Origin of the sequence: Bacillus sp. FSL K6-1218 (genome assembly GCF_038006445.1) — a bacterium.
In the GTDB taxonomy this organism is placed as follows: domain Bacteria; phylum Bacillota; class Bacilli; order Bacillales; family Bacillaceae_G; genus Bacillus_A; species Bacillus_A thuringiensis_S.
On the sequence record NZ_JBBOVE010000001.1, the window covers coordinates 2,523,837 to 2,543,974 of the forward strand.

A 20,138-nucleotide genomic window follows, 5' to 3' on the forward strand; every position below is an offset into this window, starting at 1 on the left:
AGCATGAAAATTTACTAGCAAGTTTATATGTAAGTTTAATAAGAGTCATTATACAGTTTAGCACTTCTAATGCAAGTGGCAAAAAAATAGAGAGAAAACAAGAAGGGAGAGTTATTAATTCCGTAGCTAAACGAAAAGGAATGGATGCTTACAAGGATTAAGCAAAAAATTGAGGCGATATTTATAACCGATTATCGGTATCTAATATATAAGGAATGCTTTTAGTATATGCAGCAATTCCTGAAAGGATTAAATGGAGGATTTATGAAAGAACAAAAAGGCAAGAAGCAGAAGACATATATATCTATTCGATTAAATATAATGTTCCTTTGCATATTTGTACTATTCTCAGCTATTATTATGCAGCTAGCAAAAGTACAAATCGTTGAGGGAGAGGCTTATAAGAATCAAGTGGAAAGTAGTCAAAACGCAATAACTAGTATTCCAGTTCCACGTGGGCAAATTTTAGATCGAGAAGGGAAAACAGTTGTTAATAATAAATCTCTTCGCACAATTACGTATACAAGGGTGAAGGGAATTACGAGTGAAGATATTTTAAAAACAGCAAAAGACTTGGCGAAAGTACTTGAAATGCCTGAACAAGATATAAATAAATTAACAGATATCGATAAAAAAGATTTTTGGATGCAGTTGAATTCGAAACGTGCGGAGACAAAGATTACTAAGAAAGATATAGAAAAGTTTAAAGAAAAGGGTATAGAGGGGAAAGAGTTAGATAAAAAAATAGAAGACTTAAGACGAGGTCGCGTTACAGAGGTAGAATTAGCAGAATTAACAGCACAAGATTTAAAGGTGTTAGCTATTAAAAGTAAAATGAGTTCAGGTTATCAACTAACACCACAAATTATTAAAAAAGATGTAACAGATGAAGAGTATGCGCGGATAAGTGAAAACCTCGCGAATTTTCCAGGAGTAGATGCAACTGTTGATTGGGAACGTAATTATGTAAATGGTAGTTTATTTCGTTCTGTATTAGGAAATATTACGAGTAGTGAAGAAGGATTACCGAAAGAAAATTTAGATTCTTATTTAGTACGTGGATATAACCGTAATGATCGTGTCGGAAAAAGCTATATTGAACAACGATATGAAGATGTATTACACGGCACAAAAGAAGAAGTGAAAAATATTACTGATAAATCAGGAAACATTGTTAGCGCAGAAATAATCTCTAAAGGAAAAAGTGGTAATAGTTTAACATTAACGATTGATATGGAATTACAAAAGAAAGTGGAAGAAAGTATAGAGAAAAACTTGAGAGCTTTTAAGAGTTCAGAGCCACTGCTCGATCGAGCTTTTGTTGTCATGACGAATCCAAATAACGGACAAATTTTATCTATGGCAGGCAAAAAGATTGTAGAAAAAGAAGGGAAAATAGAGGTTGAGGATTTGGCATTAGGTAACATGACAACTTCGTATGAGTTAGGGTCAGCTGTAAAAGGTGCTACTTTATTAACTGGATATGAGACAGGGGCAATACATCCAGGGGATCAATTTTATGACGCGCCGATGAAATTTAAAGGTACACAAGCTAAGAAATCGTGGAATGTATCCGGATTTGGTAATATTAATGATTTACGGGCTTTACAAGTATCTTCGAATGTATACATGTTCCAGACAGCTTTAAAAATTGCGGGAGTTAATTACGTACCAAATGGCTCATTGGATATTAAACAAGGAGCATTTGATACGATGCGCTATTATTTCAAGCAATTTGGTTTAGGTGTCCCAACAGGTATTGATTTACCGAATGAAATAATTGGACAAACGAGAAAAGTAGATAGTCAACCTGGGTTTTTACTAGATTTTTCTATCGGTCAGTATGATACGTATACGCCGTTGCAATTAGCGCAATATATTTCAACGATTGCGAATGGTGGTTATAGAATGCAACCTCAAATTGTACAAGAAATACGAGAACAATCAATAAAAGAAGAGGTTGGCAATGTTATACGTTCCATGGAGCCTGTCGTATTAAATCGAATTGATATGAAGAAAGAACATATCGATCGGATAAAAGAAGGGTTTAGATGGGTATTCCAAGAAGGTGATGGAACTGGCGTGAAGTATTTCAAAAACGCGCCATATAAACCAGCAGGAAAGACAGGAACAGCCCAAACTGTATATGGTGGAGATGACCCAATTGGCAGAAATGCAAAAGGAGAACGTATGGAATGCTATAACTTAACGTTAGTTGGATATGCTCCATATGATAATCCAGAAGTAGCATTTTCCGTAGTAGTTCCATGGCTCCATGATGATAAAAATGGAATTAATTCTATAATTGGAAAGGAAATTTTAGATGTATACTTTGATTTAAAACAGCAACGTATACATGGTGAAGCTACTAGTACAAGTAGTTCTAAGCAAAATTAGAGTACTTTTCTCAGGGAAGAGACCTGTTCATATAAAGCCATTTATAAGTAAAAAAATGAAATGTGAAATAAGAGATAGCGGCGATCATAGCTACTATCTCTTATTTTGTTAATAACTCTCATACTAGCTATAAATTTTTTTCAGTTTATGGAACAAGTTTGGTTCGGTGATTGTCTATTATGTGTACGTATAAAAAGGTGCTAAAAATTTGGAAGGAATGATGGTTTTGAAAAATAAGAGGATGCTAAAAATAGGAATATGCGTTGGTATATTAGGTTTAAGTCTTACAAGCCTAGAAGCTTTTACAGGAGGGGCACTGCAAGTTGAAGCGAAAGAAAAGACTGGACATGTGAAACATAAAAATCAGGCGACGCATAAAGAGTTCTCTCAACTTGAGAAAAAATTTGATGCTCGATTAGGTGTATATGCGATTGATACTGGTACAAATCAAACAATCTCTTATCGATCTAATGAAAGATTTGCCTTCGCATCAACCTACAAGGCTTTAGCGGCAGGAGTATTACTACAGCAAAACTCAATTGATACATTAAATGAAGTGATTACATTTACGAAAGAAGATTTAGTGGATTATTCACCTGTTACAGAGAAACATGTAGATACTGGAATGAAACTAGGAGAAATTGCTGAGGCTGCTGTTCGTTCAAGTGATAATACTGCAGGGAACATTTTATTTAATAAAATAGGCGGACCGAAAGGATATGAAAAAGCGCTTAGGCAGATGGGGGATCGGATTACTATGTCTGATCGCTTTGAAACAGCATTAAACGAAGCTATTCCAGGAGACATTCGTGACACTAGTACAGCGAAAGCAATTGCTACGAATCTTAAAGCTTTTACGGTCGGAAATGCACTTCCAGCTGAAAAACGTAAAATTCTTACAGAGTGGATGAAAGGAAATGCTACAGGGGACAAACTTATTCGTGCAGGCGTACCAACTGACTGGGTAGTTGGAGATAAATCAGGTGCTGGCAGTTACGGGACAAGAAATGATATTGCTATCGTTTGGCCTCCAAATAGAGCACCAATTATCATCGCAATTTTATCTAGTAAAGATGAGAAAGAGGCTACCTATGATAATCAACTCATTGCAGAGGCAACTGAAGTTATAGTTAAGGCTCTTAGGTAATAGTATTTTAGTTCTCGCATTTTTAACATGAAAGTATTAAAAGTATAAAGTTAGAAAACGACTCTTTTCGTGGGATAAGAGTCGTTTTTGTGTTCTTATTATTAAAAAGGTAAAAGTAAAAATATAACGAATATATATGACGTATCTCATATGAAATTTCAAGTACTGTATTATTTTATTAATTTAAACAAATCTCAAGAAAGTATAATATAATTCAGTTAGCATATAGAAGTGTTTGATGAGAATATAAAGGAGAAAATATGAAAAAAAAGATTAATAGAATCGTAATGATTATTTGTATATTAGTAGGTTTTACAATCTTTTTATATTTACAGAACAATTTAATAAGTATAACTGAGGTTAAAATAACCTCTAGTAAAATACCCTCCTCTTTTAAAGGGTATAAAATTCTACAAATTTCAGATTTACACAATAAACAATTTGGAGATAATCAAGAGGTATTAATTCAAAAAATAAAAAGCATAGATCCAGATATTATTGCAATTACGGGTGATTTAATTGACAGTACATCATACGATGCAGAAGTTAGTATGCAATTAATACGAGAAATTGTAAAGAAGTATCCTGTATATTTTGTGACAGGAAACCATGAACAATGTTCTGGAAAGTATAACAGTTTAGAAAAAGAGTTGAAGAAATATGATGTAAATGTTTTAAGGAATGAACATGTAGGCATTCGAAAGGGTGAGCAAGAAATAAACTTGCTAGGTATTGATGATCCAGAGTTTGTTACTGGAAACGGTGATGAAGGAAATATTATAATAGATGAAATTAAAAAAGCGAAAATTGAAATGCAGCCAGATAGATATAATGTATTATTATCCCATAGGCCTGAATTTATAAAGGAATATACGAATGAGAGATTGGATTTGGTTTTATCGGGACATGCTCATGGAGGGCAAGTTAGATTGCCATTTATCGGAGGATTAGTCGCGCCAAATCAAGGTGTTTTACCTAAATATACAGCGGGTTTATATGTAGAACAAAATACATCAATGGTAGTGAGTAGAGGATTAGGAAATAGTATCATTCCGCAAAGAATTTTGAATAGGCCAGAAATTGTAGTCGTGCAGCTAAATTAAGTTGTACGATTTTTTAATACAAAAATGAGTAAAGGGGCTTTATGTATTTTGTACGAGTTAACATTACAATTTTGTTAAAAATTTTCTACGTTACATAAAGTAACAAAATTTGACCCTGAGTGTTTGTTATAGTGTAAATAATCAAAAAACTTAAAATTTGTCGAGTGAAAATTGTGATAAGTAATTCATATAAAAAACTTAAAGGGGTGTACACATGCATAAAGAATATGAAATTGAAGAATACACGGCGATTGAGGAACAAATACATTATTATTGTAAATGTTTATTAGTAAGTCATCCTGATCAAATAATAAAGTATTTAGAAAAAAGGTTAGAAAAATATGCAGAAACATTACAATATGCCCATTTATATCCTGACACAGTTATTTTACCTTTACAGCAATTAGTTATCGAATATTCTTTAGATGTTGCTAGAATTCGGAAGTATATGAATTTAAAAACGTAAAGTGAAATTTATAGTTTAAATGAAACAGAGTCGACGTTAGGAAATGAAATTCTAATGTCGACTCTGTTTCATTGTTTAATATCGTTGAATGAACATACATACTAATCAATGAAGTTTGACATATAATTAAGCAAGAGTAAAATAAAAGTGAGTACTCACTCATTTTATTGGAAAAGGAGGATGAAACGTGCAACAACCTTCCATTATTTTACGGACTGTATCAAAAAGTTTTGGGAAAAAAGAAGTGTTATACAATCTTTCATTGCAAGTTGAAAAAGCAGAGATTTTTGGTTTTGTTGGACCTTCTGGATCGGGGAAAACAACGCTCATTAAAATGATTGCAGGTATTAATGAGGCAACGAAAGGTGAAGTGCTTGTTAATAATACTAATATGCCTAATTTAAATGAAATGAAAAGAATTGGTTATATGGCCCAGGCGGATGCATTATACGAAGAATTGTCAGCATATGAAAATGCAGATTTTATAGCAACGATGTATGGACTAAAGGGAAAACGTAAAAAGAAAAGAATTGCAGAGGTTTTTGAACTTGTACAATTATCACAGTATATGAAAAAGCAAGTACAACAATTTTCAGGTGGAATGAAAAAACGCTTATCATTAGCAATAGCACTCCTCCATGAACCAGAAATATTAATTTTAGATGAGCCTACAGTGGGGATAGATCCGCTTCTTAGAAAAACGATTTGGGAAAAATTTCATGACCTTAAAAAGAAAGGTACAACGATTATTGTAACGACGCACATTATGGATGAAGCTGAATTTTGTGAGCGTCTAGGATTAATTAGAGAAGGGAAGCTAGTTGCGGTTGGAACAACTGAAGAATTGAAAAAACGCGTGTCATCTGGACGGATTGAAGATGTCTTTTTGCTAGAAGAGGTGGTGCAATCATGAGAGTTACTGGTGTAATCATTCGTATTATTCGCCAATTTTTTCGAGATAAGCGTTCGTTAGCAATGATGTTTGGAGCACCGATGTTATTACTTTGGCTATTATCGCTAGTGTTTACACAGAAAGACTATATACCGCAAATTGCTGTTGTTGATATGCCCGCTCAAATAGTAAAAGTGATGAAAAATCAAGAAGCGTCAATTTATGAATACAGTAAAGAAAAGGCGATTTCTGAGTTGGAAAAACAAAAGGTAGATGCAGTACTTCGAATAGAGAATGGAAAAATGAAACTTCTGTTGGAAGGTAGTGATTCGTCAAAAAATCGTGCTGTACTTCAAGTATTGCAAAAAAGCACAGAGAAGAATGAAGTATCAATTATGAAACCTGAAGTAAATTATTTACATGGCTCTAAAGACTTTACGATGTTTGATGGGCTTGGTCCTGTATTAATTGGTTTTTTTACATTTTTCTTTGTATTTATATTATCAGGTGTATCTTTCGTAAGAGAACGTTTAAGTGGTACGCTAGAAAGGTTATTATCCACCCCAGTAAGAAGATGGGAAATAGTCGCAGGTTATATTATTGGTTTTGGAATCTTTGCCTTTATACAATCCATTATTATCGTAAGTTTTTCCGTTTATATTTTAGAATTATACGTAGCTGGATCCATATGGCTAACGCTACTTATTACATGTATGCTCTCTTTAACTGCACTAACATTAGGTACGTTTTTATCGGCATACGCAAATAATGAATTTCAAATGATTCAATTTATACCGCTTGTTATTGTGCCACAAATCTTCTTTTCTGGATTGTTTCCAATGGAATCTATGAATAAGTGGCTACAAATGTTAGGGAAAGTATTTCCACTCACATACGGCGCTGACGCAATGAGACAAGTGATGATTCGGAATCAAGGGTTTACAGAGATTGCATTAGATCTTACTGTATTATTACTTTTTTCAATATTATTTGCAGTAGGAAATGTATTTGCTTTAAAGAAACATCGCAAAATATAATAATGACAAAAAGGAGCTTTATAAATGCAGAAGGATTGGCTGGAGGAATTAATAGCTGCAACTAATACGGATAAACGAAATGAACGTCAAATGCGAATATTAGAGGCGGCTGTTGATATGTTTGGAGAAAAAGGATACGCTTCAACTTCAACAAGTGAAATTGCAAAACGGGCTGGTGTAGCGGAAGGAACAATCTTCCGCTACTATAAGACGAAAAAAGATTTATTACTAGCGGTCGTAATGCCAACTTTAACTAAGTTCGCTGCACCATTTTTCGTACAAACCTTTGCAAAAGAAATATTTAAATCGGAGTATGAATCGTACGAAGGACTTTTAAGGGTTGTAATTCATAATAGATTTAAATTTGCTCAAAAACACTTCCCTATGATAAAAATATTAATTCAAGAAGTACCATTTCAACCAGAACTGAAAAATGAAATACAACAATTAATAGAAACAGAACTGTTTTCACATTTCAAAAAATTGATTGTGAAATTTCAAGAAGAAGGGGAAATTATTGAGATACCGTCATCTTCCGTACTACGTCTTACTTTATCAGCTGTATTAGGATTACTCGTAACAAGATTTTTATTATTGCCTGAAGAAAAGTGGGATGATGAAATGGAAATTGAAAATACGATTCAATTTATATTGTACGGATTAACGCCACGGAGGTAATGAAATGCGACAATTTGCAAAACCAACAATCGTTGTAAGTAAATGTTTAGAATTTGATGCCTGTCGATATAATGGAGAGATGATTCCAGATGTAACAATACGAAATTTGCAGCCATTTGTTACATTTATACCTGTTTGTCCAGAAGTCGAGATTGGATTGGGGACCCCTCGTGAAACGATACGAATTGTAGAAGAAAATGGTGAGAATAGACTTGTACAACCGTCGACACGAGAAGATGTAACTGAAAAAATGGAGCAGTTTTCAAATGACTTTTTACAAACGATATCGGATGCGGATGGTTTTATTTTAAAGAATCGTTCACCAAGTTGCGGTACGCGTGATGTGAAAATTTATTCTGGTTTTGAAAAAGCGCCAGCAAAAGGAAAAGGATCGGGCTTATTTGGCGGAGCAGTAGTAAAAAAATTTTCGCATCTTCCTATTGAAGAGGAAGGCAGATTGTCGAATTTTATTATTAGAGAGCATTTCTTTACAAGGCTATTTACAATCGCATATTACAAAATGATTAAACATAATAAAAATATGAAAGACCTTGTATCGTTTCAGTCGGACAATAAATATTTATTTATGGCATATAATCAGGTGAAACAAAAGGAATTAGGGCGTATAATTGCAAATCACAAAAATGAAAAGATTGAAGTGGTATTTGAAAACTATGAGAAGACTTTATATGAATTATTTATGCGCACACCTCGCTATACATCGAATGTAAATGTATGTGAGCACATTTTTGGATATTTTAAAACAAAGCTAAAAAAACAAGAAAAAGATCATTTTATAGAATTGTTGCAAAAGTATTCGGAAAAGAAAATACCACTTAGTAGTTTACTCACAATTTTAAAATCATGGGCCATTCGATTTGATGAAAAGTATTTATTAAGACAAACATATTTCGAACCATACCCAGAAGCATTAGTAGAAATTTCTGATTCTGGAAAAGGTAGAGATTATTAAACAATAAATTACATAATTCGACACAAAACCTCCTATGTTGTTGTAGAACAATGTAGGAATTTTTTTGTGCATTAGTACAGAATCTGTTTTAAAATTAAGTTATGACAGAATTATAGCAATTGTCTAACTAATGTTCTTGTCTTTTAAGTTGTTATGTTTGTAGTAGAAACTTGCACGCTGTCGAAACTCAATATTCGATAAGGGGTGTGTAGCGGAATGGAATTTACTCTAACTCGCGAAAAACAAATGATTAAAGAAATGGTACGTGACTTTGCTGAAAAGGAAATCGCACCGAAAGCTGTATATTATGACAAAACTGCAGAGTTTCCATATGAAACATTTCAAAAAATGGGCGAACTAGGATTACTAGGCATCCCATTCCCAGAAGAGTATGGAGGTTCAGGTGGCGATACGGTATCGTACGCATTAGCAGTTGAAGAAATTGGTCGTGCTTGTGGTGGCACTGGTTTAAGCTATGCTGCAACAATTTCATTAGGTGCTTCTCCAATTTATTATTTCGGTACAGAAGAACAAAAACAAAAGTATTTAGTCCCAATGGCGTCAGGTAAAACATTAGGTGCCTTCGGATTAACGGAGCCGAATGCTGGATCAGATGCAGGTGGTACTCAAACGAAAGCGGTATTAGATGGCGATGAGTATGTAATCAGTGGTGAGAAGTGTTGGATTACAAACGCAGAGTATGCAAATACCATTATTGTAACCGCTGTCAATGGTATTGAAGAGAATGGTAGAAAACGCATTTCAGCATTTATCGTACCTACTACTAGTGAAGGATTAACAATCTCAAGTCCTTACGATAAGATGGGTGTTCGTGCTTCTAATACATGTGAAATCGTACTTGATGGTGTACGTGTACCGAAAGAAAATATTCTTGGTGATGTAAATAAAGGTTTTAAACAATTTTTATATACACTTGATGGAGGACGTATTTCAATCGCAGCATTGGCAGTTGGTATTGCGCAATCAGCTTTTGAACGTGCATTGCAATATGCGAAAGAACGTCAACAATTTGGAAAGTCAATTTCTAATTTCCAAGCGATTCAATTTAAATTAGCTGATATGGCGACTGAAGTAGAGTTAGCTCGTAATTTAGTACATAAAGCAGCTTGGTTAAAAGATAACGATAAACCTTTCGGCAAAGAAGCGGCAATGGCAAAACTATTTGCATCGGAAGCGGCAAGCCGTATTGCGAATCAAGCAGTACAGATTCATGGTGGATATGGCTATATGCGTGAATATGAAGTTGAACGACATATTCGTGATGCGAAACTATTAGAAATTGGTGAAGGAACTTCTGAAATTCAACGTCTCGTAATTGCTAGACATTTAGGATGTAGATAAAAGGGAGGAATCACTATGTTTCAAAAAATATTAATTGCGAATCGCGGAGAAATCGCTGTTCGTATTATGAAAACTTGTCAAAAACTTGGCATTCGCACTGTTGCTATTTATTCTGAAGCAGATGAAAATGCCCTGCATGTGAAAATGGCAAATGAAGCTTACTTAGTAGGTGGACCGCGTGTTCAAGAGAGTTATTTAAACCTTGAAAAAATTATTGAAATAGCTAAGAAGACAAATGCAGAAGCAATTCATCCGGGTTATGGTTTATTATCAGAGAATCCGTCTTTTCCGGTTCGTTGCAAAGAAGAAGGAATTGTATTTATCGGTCCTTCAGAAGAAATCATTACGAAGATGGGAAGTAAAATCGAATCACGTATCGCAATGCAAGCAGCAGATGTCCCAGTAGTCCCAGGTATTACTACAAATATTGAAACTGCTGAAGAAGCAATTGAAATTGCAAAACAAATTGGTTATCCATTAATGCTTAAGGCATCCGCAGGCGGCGGAGGCATTGGTATGCAGTTGATGGAAACTGAGCAAACGCTCACCAAAGCATTTGAAAGTAATAAAACAAGAGCGCAAAACTTCTTCGGTAACGGAGAAATGTATTTAGAGCGATATATAGCAGACGCGCATCATATTGAAATTCAGCTATTAGCAGATACACATGGTAACACAGTGTATTTATGGGAGCGTGAATGTTCGGTGCAGCGCCGAAATCAAAAAGTAATCGAAGAAGCACCTTCACCATTTTTAGATGAAGGTACACGAAAAGCGATGGGAGAAGTTGCTGTACAAGCTGCCAAAGCACTTGGCTATACAAATGCAGGTACAGTTGAGTTTCTTGTAGATGATCAGAAGAACTTCTATTTCTTAGAGATGAATACGAGATTACAAGTAGAGCATCCAGTGACAGAAGAAATTACGGGATTAGACCTTGTAGAACAGCAACTCCTTATCGCAAGTGGAGGGAAACTATCATTTACTCAGGATGATGTAAAACGTAGTGGTCATGCCATTGAAGCTCGTATTTATGCAGAGGATCCGAAAACATTCTTCCCGTCACCTGGGAAAATTACAGATTTAACATTACCGTCAAATGTACGGATCGATCACTTCTTAGAAAATCATGTAACGATTACACCTTTCTATGATCCGATGATTGCGAAAGTTATTGCACATGGCGAGACTCGTGAAGAAGCAATTTCGAAATTACATGATGCTCTAGAAGAATTAAAAGTAGAAGGTATTAAAACGAACACACCAATGCTACTGCAAGTTTTGGAAGACGAAGTGTTCAAAGAGGGTATTTATACAACGGGTTTTGTAACAAAACAACTCGTTAAAAAATAATATTTAACAATATTAAGGGGGAAAAATGATGACGAAAGTATACGCATCGATGGCAGGAAACGTTTGGAAGATTGTTGTAGGAGTAGGAGATACAGTAGAGGAAGAGCAGGATGTCGTCATTTTAGAATCTATGAAAATGGAAATTCCAATCATTTCAGAAGAAGCCGGCACAGTTATGAAAATTAATGTGCAAGAAGGCGATTTTGTAAATGAAGGAGATGTATTATTAGAAATTGAATAGGGAGATATAGGGGGAAGCGAATTGAAACTACCTAATTTTGCTGTCATTAAAGAAGTAGGACCACGTGATGGTTTACAAAATGAAAAAAAGATTGTTGGCACAAAAGATAAAGTAAAATGGATTCAACTACTTACAGAAGCAGGATTGTCGTATGTTGAAGTTTCCTCATTCGTTCACCCAAAATGGGTCCCAGCATTAGCGGATGCAAATGATGTGTTTTCTGAGCTGAAAAGGGATCCAAATGTTACATATGCTGCGCTTGTTCCGAATCAAAATGGTTTGGAACGAGCTTTTTTGCAAAATGTAGATGAGGTGAATGTTTTTTTATCAGCAAGTGAATCTCATAATAAAAGTAATATTAATAAATCGATTAAAGAAGCATTAGTTGTAATCGAAGATATAACAAAACAGGCATTATTCGAAGGGAAAAAGGTAAGAGGCTATGTTTCTACTGTATTTGGATGTCCTTATGAAGGGGATATAAGTCTCGCAGCAGTTGACGAATTATGTAATCAACTATTTTCATACGGCATTTATGAAGTTTCTCTTGGGGATACAATCGGTGTAGCGAATCCATTACAAGTAGAACAAGTATTAGAACACCTATTAAAGAAGTATGATGCTTCGCAGTTTGCAATGCATTTTCATAATACGTATGGAATGGCTCTAGCGAATGTAGTTAAATCATTAGAATACGGTATTACAACATTTGATAGTTCTTGTGGTGGACTCGGGGGCTGCCCTTATGCACCAGGAGCATCAGGTAATGTTGCTACTGATGACCTAGTACATATGCTCCATAAATTAGGAGTCCAAACGAATATAGACGAAGAAAAGTTATTGAGAGCTAGTCAATTTATTCAAAGTAAGTTAAATATCCAATTACCGAGTCATGTGTATAGAGCGCTTCAACATAAAACGATAAGTAGGTGAGTAGATGCTACAATTACAAAACATTTCCGTTGATTACGTAACACCTCACGTAGTAAAGATTTCGTTAAATCGTGCAAGACAAGCAAACTCATTATCTTTGGCATTATTAGATGAATTACAAACTATATTAACTCAAATAAGTGAAGATTCAAACGCGCGTGTAGTTATTTTGACTGGTGCTGGTGAAAAAGCATTTTGTGCTGGTGCAGATTTAAAAGAGCGTGCCGATATGAATGAAGAACAAGTTCGCCATGCTGTTAGTATGATTCGCACTACTATGGAAATGGTTGAACAATTACCACAGCCAGTTATCGCGGCTATAAATGGAATCGCCCTTGGTGGTGGTACAGAATTAAGTTTAGCTTGTGATTTTAGAATTGCGGCTGAATCTGCAAGTCTTGGTCTTACTGAAACGACTCTTGCAATAATACCAGGAGCAGGTGGTACGCAGCGTTTGCCAAGATTAATTGGTGTTGGTAGAGCGAAAGAATTAATTTATACAGGAAGACGTATTTCGGCGCAAGAAGCAAAAGAATATGGTCTAGTAGAATTTGTTGTACCATCTCAGTTACTTGAAGAAAAAGCGATTGAAATAGCAGAAAGAATTGCTAGTAATGGCCCTATTGCTGTTCGATTAGCAAAAGAAGCGATTTCAAACGGTATTCAAGTTGATTTACATACCGGATTACAAATGGAAAAACAAGCGTATGAGGGTGTAATCCATACGAAAGATAGATTAGAAGGATTACAAGCATTCAAGGAAAAACGCACACCAACGTATAAGGGGGAGTAAATATGTTAGATCAAAAACAACAATCGAATACATTTGAAGAACGAGTTGAAACGATTAAACAAGGCGGGGCACCGAAATATCATGAACAAAATAAAGCAAAAGGAAAATTATTTGTTCGAGATCGTTTAGCGCTTCTATTTGATAATGGCGAATATGTAGAAGATGCATTATTTGCTAACTGTGGACAAACAGGCTTACCTGCGGACGGCGTTGTAACGGCAACGGGTAAAATACATGGTCGTACTGCGTGTGTAATGGCCAATGATTCTACTGTAAAAGCAGGATCATGGGGATCACGCACAGTTGAAAAGATTTTACGTATTCAAGAAACAGCTGAAAAATTACGTGTTCCGTTATTTTATTTAGTCGACTCTGCCGGAGCGCGTATTACAGATCAAGTAGAAATGTTCCCAGGGCGCCGCGGTGCAGGAAGAATCTTCTATAATCAAGTGAAATTATCAGGTAAAGTTCCTCAAGTATGCTTATTATTTGGACCTTCTGCAGCTGGTGGTGCGTATATTCCAGCCTTTTGTGACGTTGTAATGATGGTAGAAGGAAACGCATCTATGTATTTAGGATCTCCTCGTATGGCTGAGATGGTTATCGGTGAGAAGGTAACTTTAGAAGAAATGGGCGGAGCTCGTATGCATTGCTCTGTATCAGGATGCGGAGATGTTTTATGTAAGACAGAAGAAGATGCGATTACGCAAGCAAGACAATACATTTCATATTTTCCAAACAACTACTTAGAAAAGACTCCATTGGTTACACCTCAAGAACCGAAACAATTCGATAAAACGTTAGAACAAATCATTCCAGAAAATCAAAATGCTCCTTTCAATATGAAAGATCTCATTAATAGAGTTATTGATGAAGGTTCATTCTATGAAGTGAAAAAATTATTTGCTCAAGAGCTAATTACAGGCTTAGCACGTATTGATGGTAAGCCAGTTGGTATTATTGCAAATCAGCCGCGTATGAAGGGCGGCGTATTATTCCACGATTCAGCTGATAAAGCTGCTAAGTTTATTAATTTATGCGATGCATATCATATTCCATTATTATTCCTTGCGGACGTACCAGGATTTATGATTGGTACAAAAGTAGAGCGTGCTGGTATTATTCGCCACGGTGCAAAAATGATTTCTGCAATGAGTGAAGCAACTGTACCGAAGATTTCTATCGTTGTTCGTAAAGCATATGGCGCTGGTTTATATGCGATGGCAGGTCCAGCATTTGAACCAGATTGCTGCCTGGCATTACCGACAGCCTCTATTGCGGTAATGGGTCCAGAAGCTGCGGTCAATGCTGTATATGCAAATAAAATTGCAGCTTTACCAGAAGAAGAGCGTGCTAGCTTCATTGCTGAAAAACGTGAAGAGTATAAGAAAGATATTGATATTTATCATTTAGCATCAGAGATGGTGATTGATGGTATTGTTCATCCAAACAATTTACGTGAAGAGTTAAAAGGACGTTTCGAAATGTATATGAGTAAATATCAAGTATTCACGGATCGTAAACATCCTGTATATCCAGTTTAAAAGCCCTATTTAGGGCTTTCTTGCTCAAAAAGTTAAGGAGGGGAAAACATTGAAACAAGCAGTTTGGTTTCCAACAGAAGAGTACAAGGAAAAAACACGTTTATATAGTTGGATGAAATCATTGGGATATGAAGACTATGAAACTTTTTATAATAAATCTATTGAGGAAACAGCATGGTTTTGGGGAGAGGCAGAAGAAGCAGTTGGCTATCAATGGATGAAACCTTATACAGAAGTGTTAGATTTAGAAAATGGTACACCGTTTGCACAGTGGTATAATGGCGGAACATGTAACGTTGTAGAATCAGCTTTATCCCGCTGGCTTGCGGATGAAGAGACAAGAATACAGCCAGCACTTCAGTACGAAGGAGAAAATGGAACTTCAAAATCATTTACATATGAAGAGCTTGATAACTGGGTAAGCCGTGTTGCCAGTGGTTTGAAACACGCGGGTATTGAGAAAGGTGACCGTGTAACAATTTATATGCCGATGATTCCAGAAACAGTTGTTGCGATGCTAGCTGTAATGAAAATCGGAGCAATTATTTCACCAATATTCTCAGGCTTTGCGTCTGATGCAGTTATGACACGTGTGCAAGCGGCAGGTTCAAAAATGATTATTACCGCAGATGGATTTTCACGCCGCGGAAAAATTGTTTCTTTAAAAGATGAAGTAGATAAAGCTTGTGAACATTGCCCAACTGTTGAAAAAGTGGTAATCGTTCGTCATGCAGGAAATGATTTTACACCACATAACTATGACTTTTCCTGGAGTACGCTAGAAAAAGAAAAACCATTTATACATGCCGAAGAAATGCAAAGTGATGATCCATTAATGCTCATTTATACATCAGGAACGACTGGTAAGCCGAAAGGAACAGTACACACGCATGCAGGATTTCCTTTGAAAGCAGCTTTTGATGCAGGATTCGGAATGAATATTAAACAAGGTGATCGTGTATTATGGGTAACTGATATGGGCTGGATGATGGGGCCATTTCTATTATTCGGTTCACTCATTAATGGAGCAACGATGGTTATGTACGAAGGTGTTCCAGACTTCCCAGAAGCAGACCGGTTATGGGAGACAGTTGATAAATATGAAATTACTCATCTAGGTATTTCACCAACGTTAATACGAGCATTAATGGCAAAAGGTGATGAGTATGTCAATAAACATTCTTTAAAGAGTTTGGAAGTATTCGCATCAACAGGAGAACCTTGGAATCCTGATCCATGGATGTGGCTGTTTAAAACAGTTGGAAAAGGAAATGTCCCAATCTGTAACTACTCAGGTGGAACTGAAATCTCTGGTGGGATTTTCGGTAATGTTCTTATTAAGCCAATCGCACCGATTAGTTTTAACGCATCTTTACCAGGAATGGCAGCTGTCGTACTGGATGATCAAGGTAAACCAATTCGAGATGAAGTCGGAGAATTATGCTTAGAGAAACCTTGGGTAGGTATGACGAAAAGCTTCTGGGAAGATGATGAACGTTACGTAAACACATATTGGTCGCGTTTTGAAAATAAATGGGTTCACGGTGACTGGGTCATTTACGATGGTGAACAATATATCATCACAGGGCGTTCAGACGATACGTTAAATATTGCAGGTAAACGTATTGGACCTGCTGAATATGAATCTATTCTTGTGAAACATAATGATGTAATCGAAGCTGCTGCAATTGGTGTACCTGACGAAGTAAAAGGTGAAGTTTGTCATTGTTTTGTAGTATTAAGAGATCATGTAACATTCACAGGAGAATTAAAGAAAGAATTAATGAGTTTAGTAAACTCTCATATTGGAAAAGCGTTGTGTCCTAAAGACATCCACGTTGTAGAAGATTTACCGAAAACACGTAATTCTAAAGTAATGCGCCGTGTTATTAAAGCAGCTTACTTAGGAAAAGAATTAGGTGATTTATCATCGCTTGTAAATCCTGAAGTAGTTCCGTTTATTCAGGGGTTACAGTCTAGTAAATTATAAAGTTAGAAAGGAGCTCTATATAAATAGAGCTCCTTTTTTATGTTTATAAAAAGAGAAGGAGTGAAGTTGATGAAGAAGAAAAATTCTACTATTAGTGTTAAGTATGTCTGTTTTATAGTTTTTATTAAAATACGATACTGTGGCATGTTTATTCATTGGAGTAATTAAATTTTGTTAAGGATGAAATTCAATAAAAGCGTTATTTTAATAGGTTGTTACGAAATTTAATTTGAAAGGCAAATCCAAATGATAAAAAAAAGCACTATAAATCAGTGCTCTTTTTATTAGAAATTGCTTAGTTCTTAAAAATAAAATTATTACGGACAATTTACAATGGTAATAATGACGCTAGCCATTGTTCCAGGAGAATCAAGAAGTGAAGCAGTAACGGTTACTGTTCCAGGCCCATTAGCGGCTAGAAATACAGCGGTAAAGTTACCTGAGGCATTGGTAATGACAGCAAGAGGAACCATGAAAGCAAGAGATGGGTTACTAAATGAAAAACTGACCACTACCCCTGGAGTAGGACTACCGTTTACTAATACTTGACCCGAAAAAAATAAAGTATTATTTCCTTGAGTGGATACACATGCTGTGGTTTCGTTAGAAGTCAAGGTAATAGATGCAGGTCCAGCAGGAAGATTAAATCCAGTTGGTCCAGTTGGTCCAGTTGGTCCGGTTGATCCAGTTGGTCCAGTTGGTCCAGTTGGTCCGGTTGATCCGGTTGGTCCGGTTGATCCAGTTGGTCCAGTTGGTCCAGTTGGTCCAGTTGGTCCAGTTGATCCGGCTGGTCCGGTTGATCCGGTCGATCCGGTTGATCCGGTTGGCCCAGTCGGTCCAGTTGATCCGGTTAATCCAGTAGCTCCTGTAGAACCGGTGGGACCGGTAGGGAATTGAAAAGGTTGAACAGGTGGAAGTGTAGGTCCAATAGAACCCGGATTAAGTGCAGCAAAAGATAAAAACTCGTCCATTATTTATCACCTCTAAAAATCGTATTACTAATAGTAAATGTAATGATAGAGCAAAGTGAAACGGACAAGCGGTTGTATTTTAACAAATTAAACAAAGTAGTTATATGATAGAAAGAGAGATTAGTATGATTCCTTTAGAAATTAAATATAAAAAGGCGATTATCTTCAAATCGCCTTTTAGGTAATGCCGTGTAATTTTATTCAGTTATTTGAAATATAGTTTCATTTTGTTTAGAAAATCCATACAGTTTCCTTGCGAATTTTAAAATTTCTTCTTCACTACTTGTTAAAGCCTTGACATCCTTGTTAAGGGAATGACCATCCTTCTTTACAGAAGATAATTTTTGTTGTTCCATATTAAGTGTGATTTGTTTTTCTTTAATCATTTCTTGTTGGTTATTCAGAGAATATTGAAGGACAAAAATTATAGGTAATATAAAAGCCAAAGTAGTTATAATACGGCGTCTTGTTTTTTTAATACTACCTTGTTGGGTAGTAGGATTCACTTGCTGTGAGGGTATATTAGGATTTGATTGGTGTGATGATACTTTTGGGATGTTTCCCATTAAAATGCCTCCATTACTGATTGTCGAATTTAAACCGTTTAAAAGTATTATAAATGTTCAATAGGGATTTTAGAAGATATTTTAATATAGGAGAGTTTGTAAAATTCAAAAAAATATTTATTTAAATAAAAGAAACCCCGATTGTCTGTGGGGCTCCTGAAGATAATGAAAGTACTCGACTAATTAAAGATTCCATGAATTTTTTGGTGAAAATGCCGGTAAATTCGTCTGAATTAATGAGAGCATCTAAAGCTTTATACGTACGTGAAGTAATTAAAAATCGATTTATAAGAGTTAGCTTGTTTTTTCTTAATACCCCACTTAATCAGTAAATATATATGTCTGTTGAAATCTTTACGTGTTCATTGACAAAAAGCTGACTATATTCAGTCAGCTTTTTGTATAATACATTCTAGTATTTATCGGTTCCAAAAGACATATTCTTTCCTTTAAGTTGACATCAAAAATATTACCAATTTTTTCTTTTACAATGACAACAAATAAAGAAACATTTACAACGACACTTATTTCGTTTAGAACTCCAATCGTCATCACAATGACACTTTTCTTTAGATTTCCACCAATCATCATTACAATGCTTTTTCTGAGAACTCCAATCATCATCACAATGATGCTTTTCTTTAGATTTCCACCAATCATTACAACAATGCTCTTTCTGAGAACTCCAGCAATCATTTTTCCAGGACATTTATTTCTACCTCCTTTCAATAGTGTTCATATTATTCTATGTTTTAATAAAAAAATGGCTTGTTTATTAACCTACTATTTTATCTTTATATGATAGAGTGTTTTCTACTCGGTATAGAGTTTATAAAAACTATACAAATTTTTAAAAGATAGTGGAGAGAACTACTACTAGTTATGGTATTTTTCAATAAACATTTGTTGAAGAAAGCGTTCTGATTACAAATAATATCTTATTTTTGAGTACGCTTTTTAAATGTATATTTCACAATGAAAAATAGGAAATCCACAAATAAAGTCTATGTAAGTTAATGGGAAAATCTAGTGTGTTTTTAAGGGGCGTCTTATTTAAAAGAAAAAAGATTTGTTTTAGAAAGCGGTGTCTAAACATTAAATGGAGTAGGACTAAATTCACGGCCGCTCATTAAACAAGCTTTTAATTAGGAGAGGTCTGTTTTTATAATGAATAATGAAAAGAAAGTTTGGTACAATTGCTTGTTTTTTTCTTTTTATGTGTTTGCCTCGTACCCTTTTAAGCTAGTGGACATACTTTACTAATAGAAAGGATTAGGGGGTGAGGTATTGGGTTCTCGATTTAATAATTGTAAAAAGAAGTGTACATGTAAACAAGATGATTGTTGGGAAGTATTCGAAGAGTGTAAAAAAGAACAGCATGAGAGATGTGATAATTCTTGTGTACAAGGAATTAGAGATGAACTTAAGAAATTAATTAATCGAACAGTTCAAATTAACACAGAGGGACGTACTTATGTAGGTACTGTTTCGTCTGTAAGTTGTGATGTAGTTAAGCTTGCAGCTATTCCTGGATCGGTTGGAGTAATTATTTCCATTTGCAAAATTGAAGCAATTTTCCCACCTGTTACAACGGTTACTGCTGACTTTGATTTTAATGGTATTGATGTAGCAAACAAAGCATAATTATGCTGCTTTTTTGTAAAGCCATTCACATGAATGGCTTTATTTTAA

General features: G+C 35.3%; 20 protein-coding genes and 1 pseudogene. 18 read left to right on the forward strand and 3 right to left on the reverse strand.

From position 1 onward, the window contains the following. Positions 1–264: 264 nt before the first annotated feature. From MHI26_RS12765 to MHI26_RS12845, 17 genes are all read left to right on the forward strand, one after another. Positions 265–2,397 (forward strand): peptidoglycan D,D-transpeptidase FtsI family protein, encoded by a 2,133-nt coding sequence (locus tag MHI26_RS12765; protein ID WP_042972481.1) that lies wholly within the window; start codon positions 265–267, stop codon positions 2,395–2,397. 220 nt (positions 2,398–2,617) lie between these two features. Continuing rightward, positions 2,618–3,544, forward strand: a complete 927-nt coding sequence (gene bla / locus MHI26_RS12770) for a class A beta-lactamase Bla1 (protein WP_042973323.1) — start codon at positions 2,618–2,620, stop codon at positions 3,542–3,544. Positions 3,545–3,804: 260 nt separating this feature from the next. Beyond that, the gene (locus MHI26_RS12775; protein ID WP_061667557.1) at positions 3,805–4,647 is read left to right on the forward strand and encodes a metallophosphoesterase; all 843 of its coding nucleotides are present in this window, start codon (positions 3,805–3,807) and stop codon (positions 4,645–4,647) included. 214 nt (positions 4,648–4,861) lie between these two features. Next, entirely contained in the window at positions 4,862–5,113 is a 252-nt protein-coding gene (locus MHI26_RS12780; protein WP_000548621.1) for a hypothetical protein, read from the forward strand. A gap of 187 nt (positions 5,114–5,300) precedes the next feature. Then, the gene (locus tag MHI26_RS12785) at positions 5,301–6,026 is read left to right on the forward strand and encodes an ABC transporter ATP-binding protein (protein ID WP_001187084.1); all 726 of its coding nucleotides are present in this window, start codon (positions 5,301–5,303) and stop codon (positions 6,024–6,026) included. Further along, positions 6,023–7,042 (forward strand): ABC transporter permease, encoded by a 1,020-nt coding sequence (locus MHI26_RS12790; protein WP_001266732.1) that lies wholly within the window; start codon positions 6,023–6,025, stop codon positions 7,040–7,042. The genes MHI26_RS12785 and MHI26_RS12790 overlap by 4 nt, the downstream gene beginning before the upstream one ends. A gap of 24 nt (positions 7,043–7,066) precedes the next feature. Continuing rightward, complete coding sequence (locus MHI26_RS12795) at positions 7,067–7,720, forward strand: TetR/AcrR family transcriptional regulator (protein WP_001168189.1); 654 nt, start codon at positions 7,067–7,069, stop codon at positions 7,718–7,720. Between the two features lie 4 nt (positions 7,721–7,724). Further along, on the forward strand, positions 7,725–8,693 hold the full coding sequence (locus MHI26_RS12800; RefSeq protein WP_001248643.1) for a YbgA family protein: 969 nt from the start codon (positions 7,725–7,727) through the stop codon (positions 8,691–8,693). A gap of 216 nt (positions 8,694–8,909) precedes the next feature. After that, positions 8,910–10,055, forward strand: a complete 1,146-nt coding sequence (locus tag MHI26_RS12805; protein WP_000397279.1) for an acyl-CoA dehydrogenase — start codon at positions 8,910–8,912, stop codon at positions 10,053–10,055. A 15-nt stretch (positions 10,056–10,070) separates the two neighbouring features. After that, on the forward strand, positions 10,071–11,408 hold the full coding sequence (locus MHI26_RS12810; protein ID WP_000486745.1) for an acetyl-CoA carboxylase biotin carboxylase subunit: 1,338 nt from the start codon (positions 10,071–10,073) through the stop codon (positions 11,406–11,408). A 25-nt stretch (positions 11,409–11,433) separates the two neighbouring features. Beyond that, the gene (locus MHI26_RS12815; protein WP_001987345.1) at positions 11,434–11,649 is read left to right on the forward strand and encodes an acetyl-CoA carboxylase biotin carboxyl carrier protein subunit; all 216 of its coding nucleotides are present in this window, start codon (positions 11,434–11,436) and stop codon (positions 11,647–11,649) included. A gap of 21 nt (positions 11,650–11,670) precedes the next feature. Then, positions 11,671–12,582: a hydroxymethylglutaryl-CoA lyase gene (gene mvaB, locus MHI26_RS12820; protein WP_000775429.1), complete on the forward strand. Its 912-nt coding sequence runs from the start codon at positions 11,671–11,673 to the stop codon at positions 12,580–12,582. Between the two features lie 4 nt (positions 12,583–12,586). Then, a complete protein-coding gene (locus MHI26_RS12825) occupies positions 12,587–13,375 on the forward strand; it encodes an enoyl-CoA hydratase (protein WP_000939792.1) in 789 nt (262 codons plus the stop codon). 2 nt (positions 13,376–13,377) lie between these two features. Continuing rightward, positions 13,378–14,919 (forward strand): acyl-CoA carboxylase subunit beta, encoded by a 1,542-nt coding sequence (locus tag MHI26_RS12830; protein WP_061667556.1) that lies wholly within the window; start codon positions 13,378–13,380, stop codon positions 14,917–14,919. A gap of 49 nt (positions 14,920–14,968) precedes the next feature. Then, positions 14,969–16,909 carry an AMP-binding protein gene (locus tag MHI26_RS12835; RefSeq protein WP_000806503.1) on the forward strand — a complete coding sequence of 647 codons (1,941 nt, stop codon included), beginning with the start codon at positions 14,969–14,971 and terminating at the stop codon, positions 16,907–16,909. 333 nt (positions 16,910–17,242) lie between these two features. Beyond that, positions 17,243–17,458, forward strand: a complete 216-nt coding sequence (locus tag MHI26_RS12840) for a hypothetical protein (RefSeq protein WP_000236251.1) — start codon at positions 17,243–17,245, stop codon at positions 17,456–17,458. A gap of 45 nt (positions 17,459–17,503) precedes the next feature. Continuing rightward, positions 17,504–17,806, forward strand: coding sequence for a hypothetical protein (locus MHI26_RS12845; RefSeq protein WP_061667555.1), 303 nt, complete (start codon positions 17,504–17,506; stop codon positions 17,804–17,806). Positions 17,807–17,823: 17 nt separating this feature from the next. Here the strand turns inward: MHI26_RS12845 and MHI26_RS12850 are convergent. From MHI26_RS12850 to MHI26_RS12860, 3 genes and pseudogenes are all read right to left on the reverse strand, one after another. Then, a pseudogene (locus tag MHI26_RS12850) lies at positions 17,824–17,880 on the reverse strand (exosporium leader peptide-containing protein); the annotation flags it as partial. 197 nt (positions 17,881–18,077) lie between these two features. Further along, positions 18,078–18,446, reverse strand: a complete 369-nt coding sequence (locus tag MHI26_RS12855) for an FtsB family cell division protein (protein ID WP_061667554.1) — start codon at positions 18,444–18,446, stop codon at positions 18,078–18,080. Positions 18,447–18,836: 390 nt separating this feature from the next. After that, positions 18,837–19,142 (reverse strand): hypothetical protein, encoded by a 306-nt coding sequence (locus MHI26_RS12860; protein ID WP_097888665.1) that lies wholly within the window; start codon positions 19,140–19,142, stop codon positions 18,837–18,839. Between the two features lie 591 nt (positions 19,143–19,733). Here MHI26_RS12860 and MHI26_RS12865 point away from each other — a divergent pair. Then, positions 19,734–20,090, forward strand: coding sequence for a hypothetical protein (locus MHI26_RS12865; protein ID WP_061667552.1), 357 nt, complete (start codon positions 19,734–19,736; stop codon positions 20,088–20,090). Positions 20,091–20,138 lie beyond the last annotated feature (48 nt).

Coding starts and splice junctions, on each gene's coding strand:
- MHI26_RS12765 (WP_042972481.1), top strand. CDS start 265: ATGAAAGAACAAAAAGGCAAGAAGCAGAAGACATATATATCTATTCGA.
- bla (WP_042973323.1), top strand. CDS start 2,618: ATGGTTTTGAAAAATAAGAGGATGCTAAAAATAGGAATATGCGTTGGT.
- MHI26_RS12775 (WP_061667557.1), top strand. CDS start 3,805: ATGAAAAAAAAGATTAATAGAATCGTAATGATTATTTGTATATTAGTA.
- MHI26_RS12780 (WP_000548621.1), top strand. CDS start 4,862: ATGCATAAAGAATATGAAATTGAAGAATACACGGCGATTGAGGAACAA.
- MHI26_RS12790 (WP_001266732.1), top strand. CDS start 6,023: ATGAGAGTTACTGGTGTAATCATTCGTATTATTCGCCAATTTTTTCGA.
- MHI26_RS12795 (WP_001168189.1), top strand. CDS start 7,067: ATGCAGAAGGATTGGCTGGAGGAATTAATAGCTGCAACTAATACGGAT.
- MHI26_RS12800 (WP_001248643.1), top strand. CDS start 7,725: ATGCGACAATTTGCAAAACCAACAATCGTTGTAAGTAAATGTTTAGAA.
- MHI26_RS12805 (WP_000397279.1), top strand. CDS start 8,910: ATGGAATTTACTCTAACTCGCGAAAAACAAATGATTAAAGAAATGGTA.
- MHI26_RS12810 (WP_000486745.1), top strand. CDS start 10,071: ATGTTTCAAAAAATATTAATTGCGAATCGCGGAGAAATCGCTGTTCGT.
- MHI26_RS12815 (WP_001987345.1), top strand. CDS start 11,434: ATGATGACGAAAGTATACGCATCGATGGCAGGAAACGTTTGGAAGATT.
- MHI26_RS12825 (WP_000939792.1), top strand. CDS start 12,587: ATGCTACAATTACAAAACATTTCCGTTGATTACGTAACACCTCACGTA.
- MHI26_RS12830 (WP_061667556.1), top strand. CDS start 13,378: ATGTTAGATCAAAAACAACAATCGAATACATTTGAAGAACGAGTTGAA.
- MHI26_RS12840 (WP_000236251.1), top strand. CDS start 17,243: ATGGTAATAATGACGCTAGCCATTGTTCCAGGAGAATCAAGAAGTGAA.
- MHI26_RS12855 (WP_061667554.1), bottom strand. CDS start 18,446: ATGGGAAACATCCCAAAAGTATCATCACACCAATCAAATCCTAATATA.
- MHI26_RS12860 (WP_097888665.1), bottom strand. CDS start 19,142: ATGATTGCTGGAGTTCTCAGAAAGAGCATTGTTGTAATGATTGGTGGA.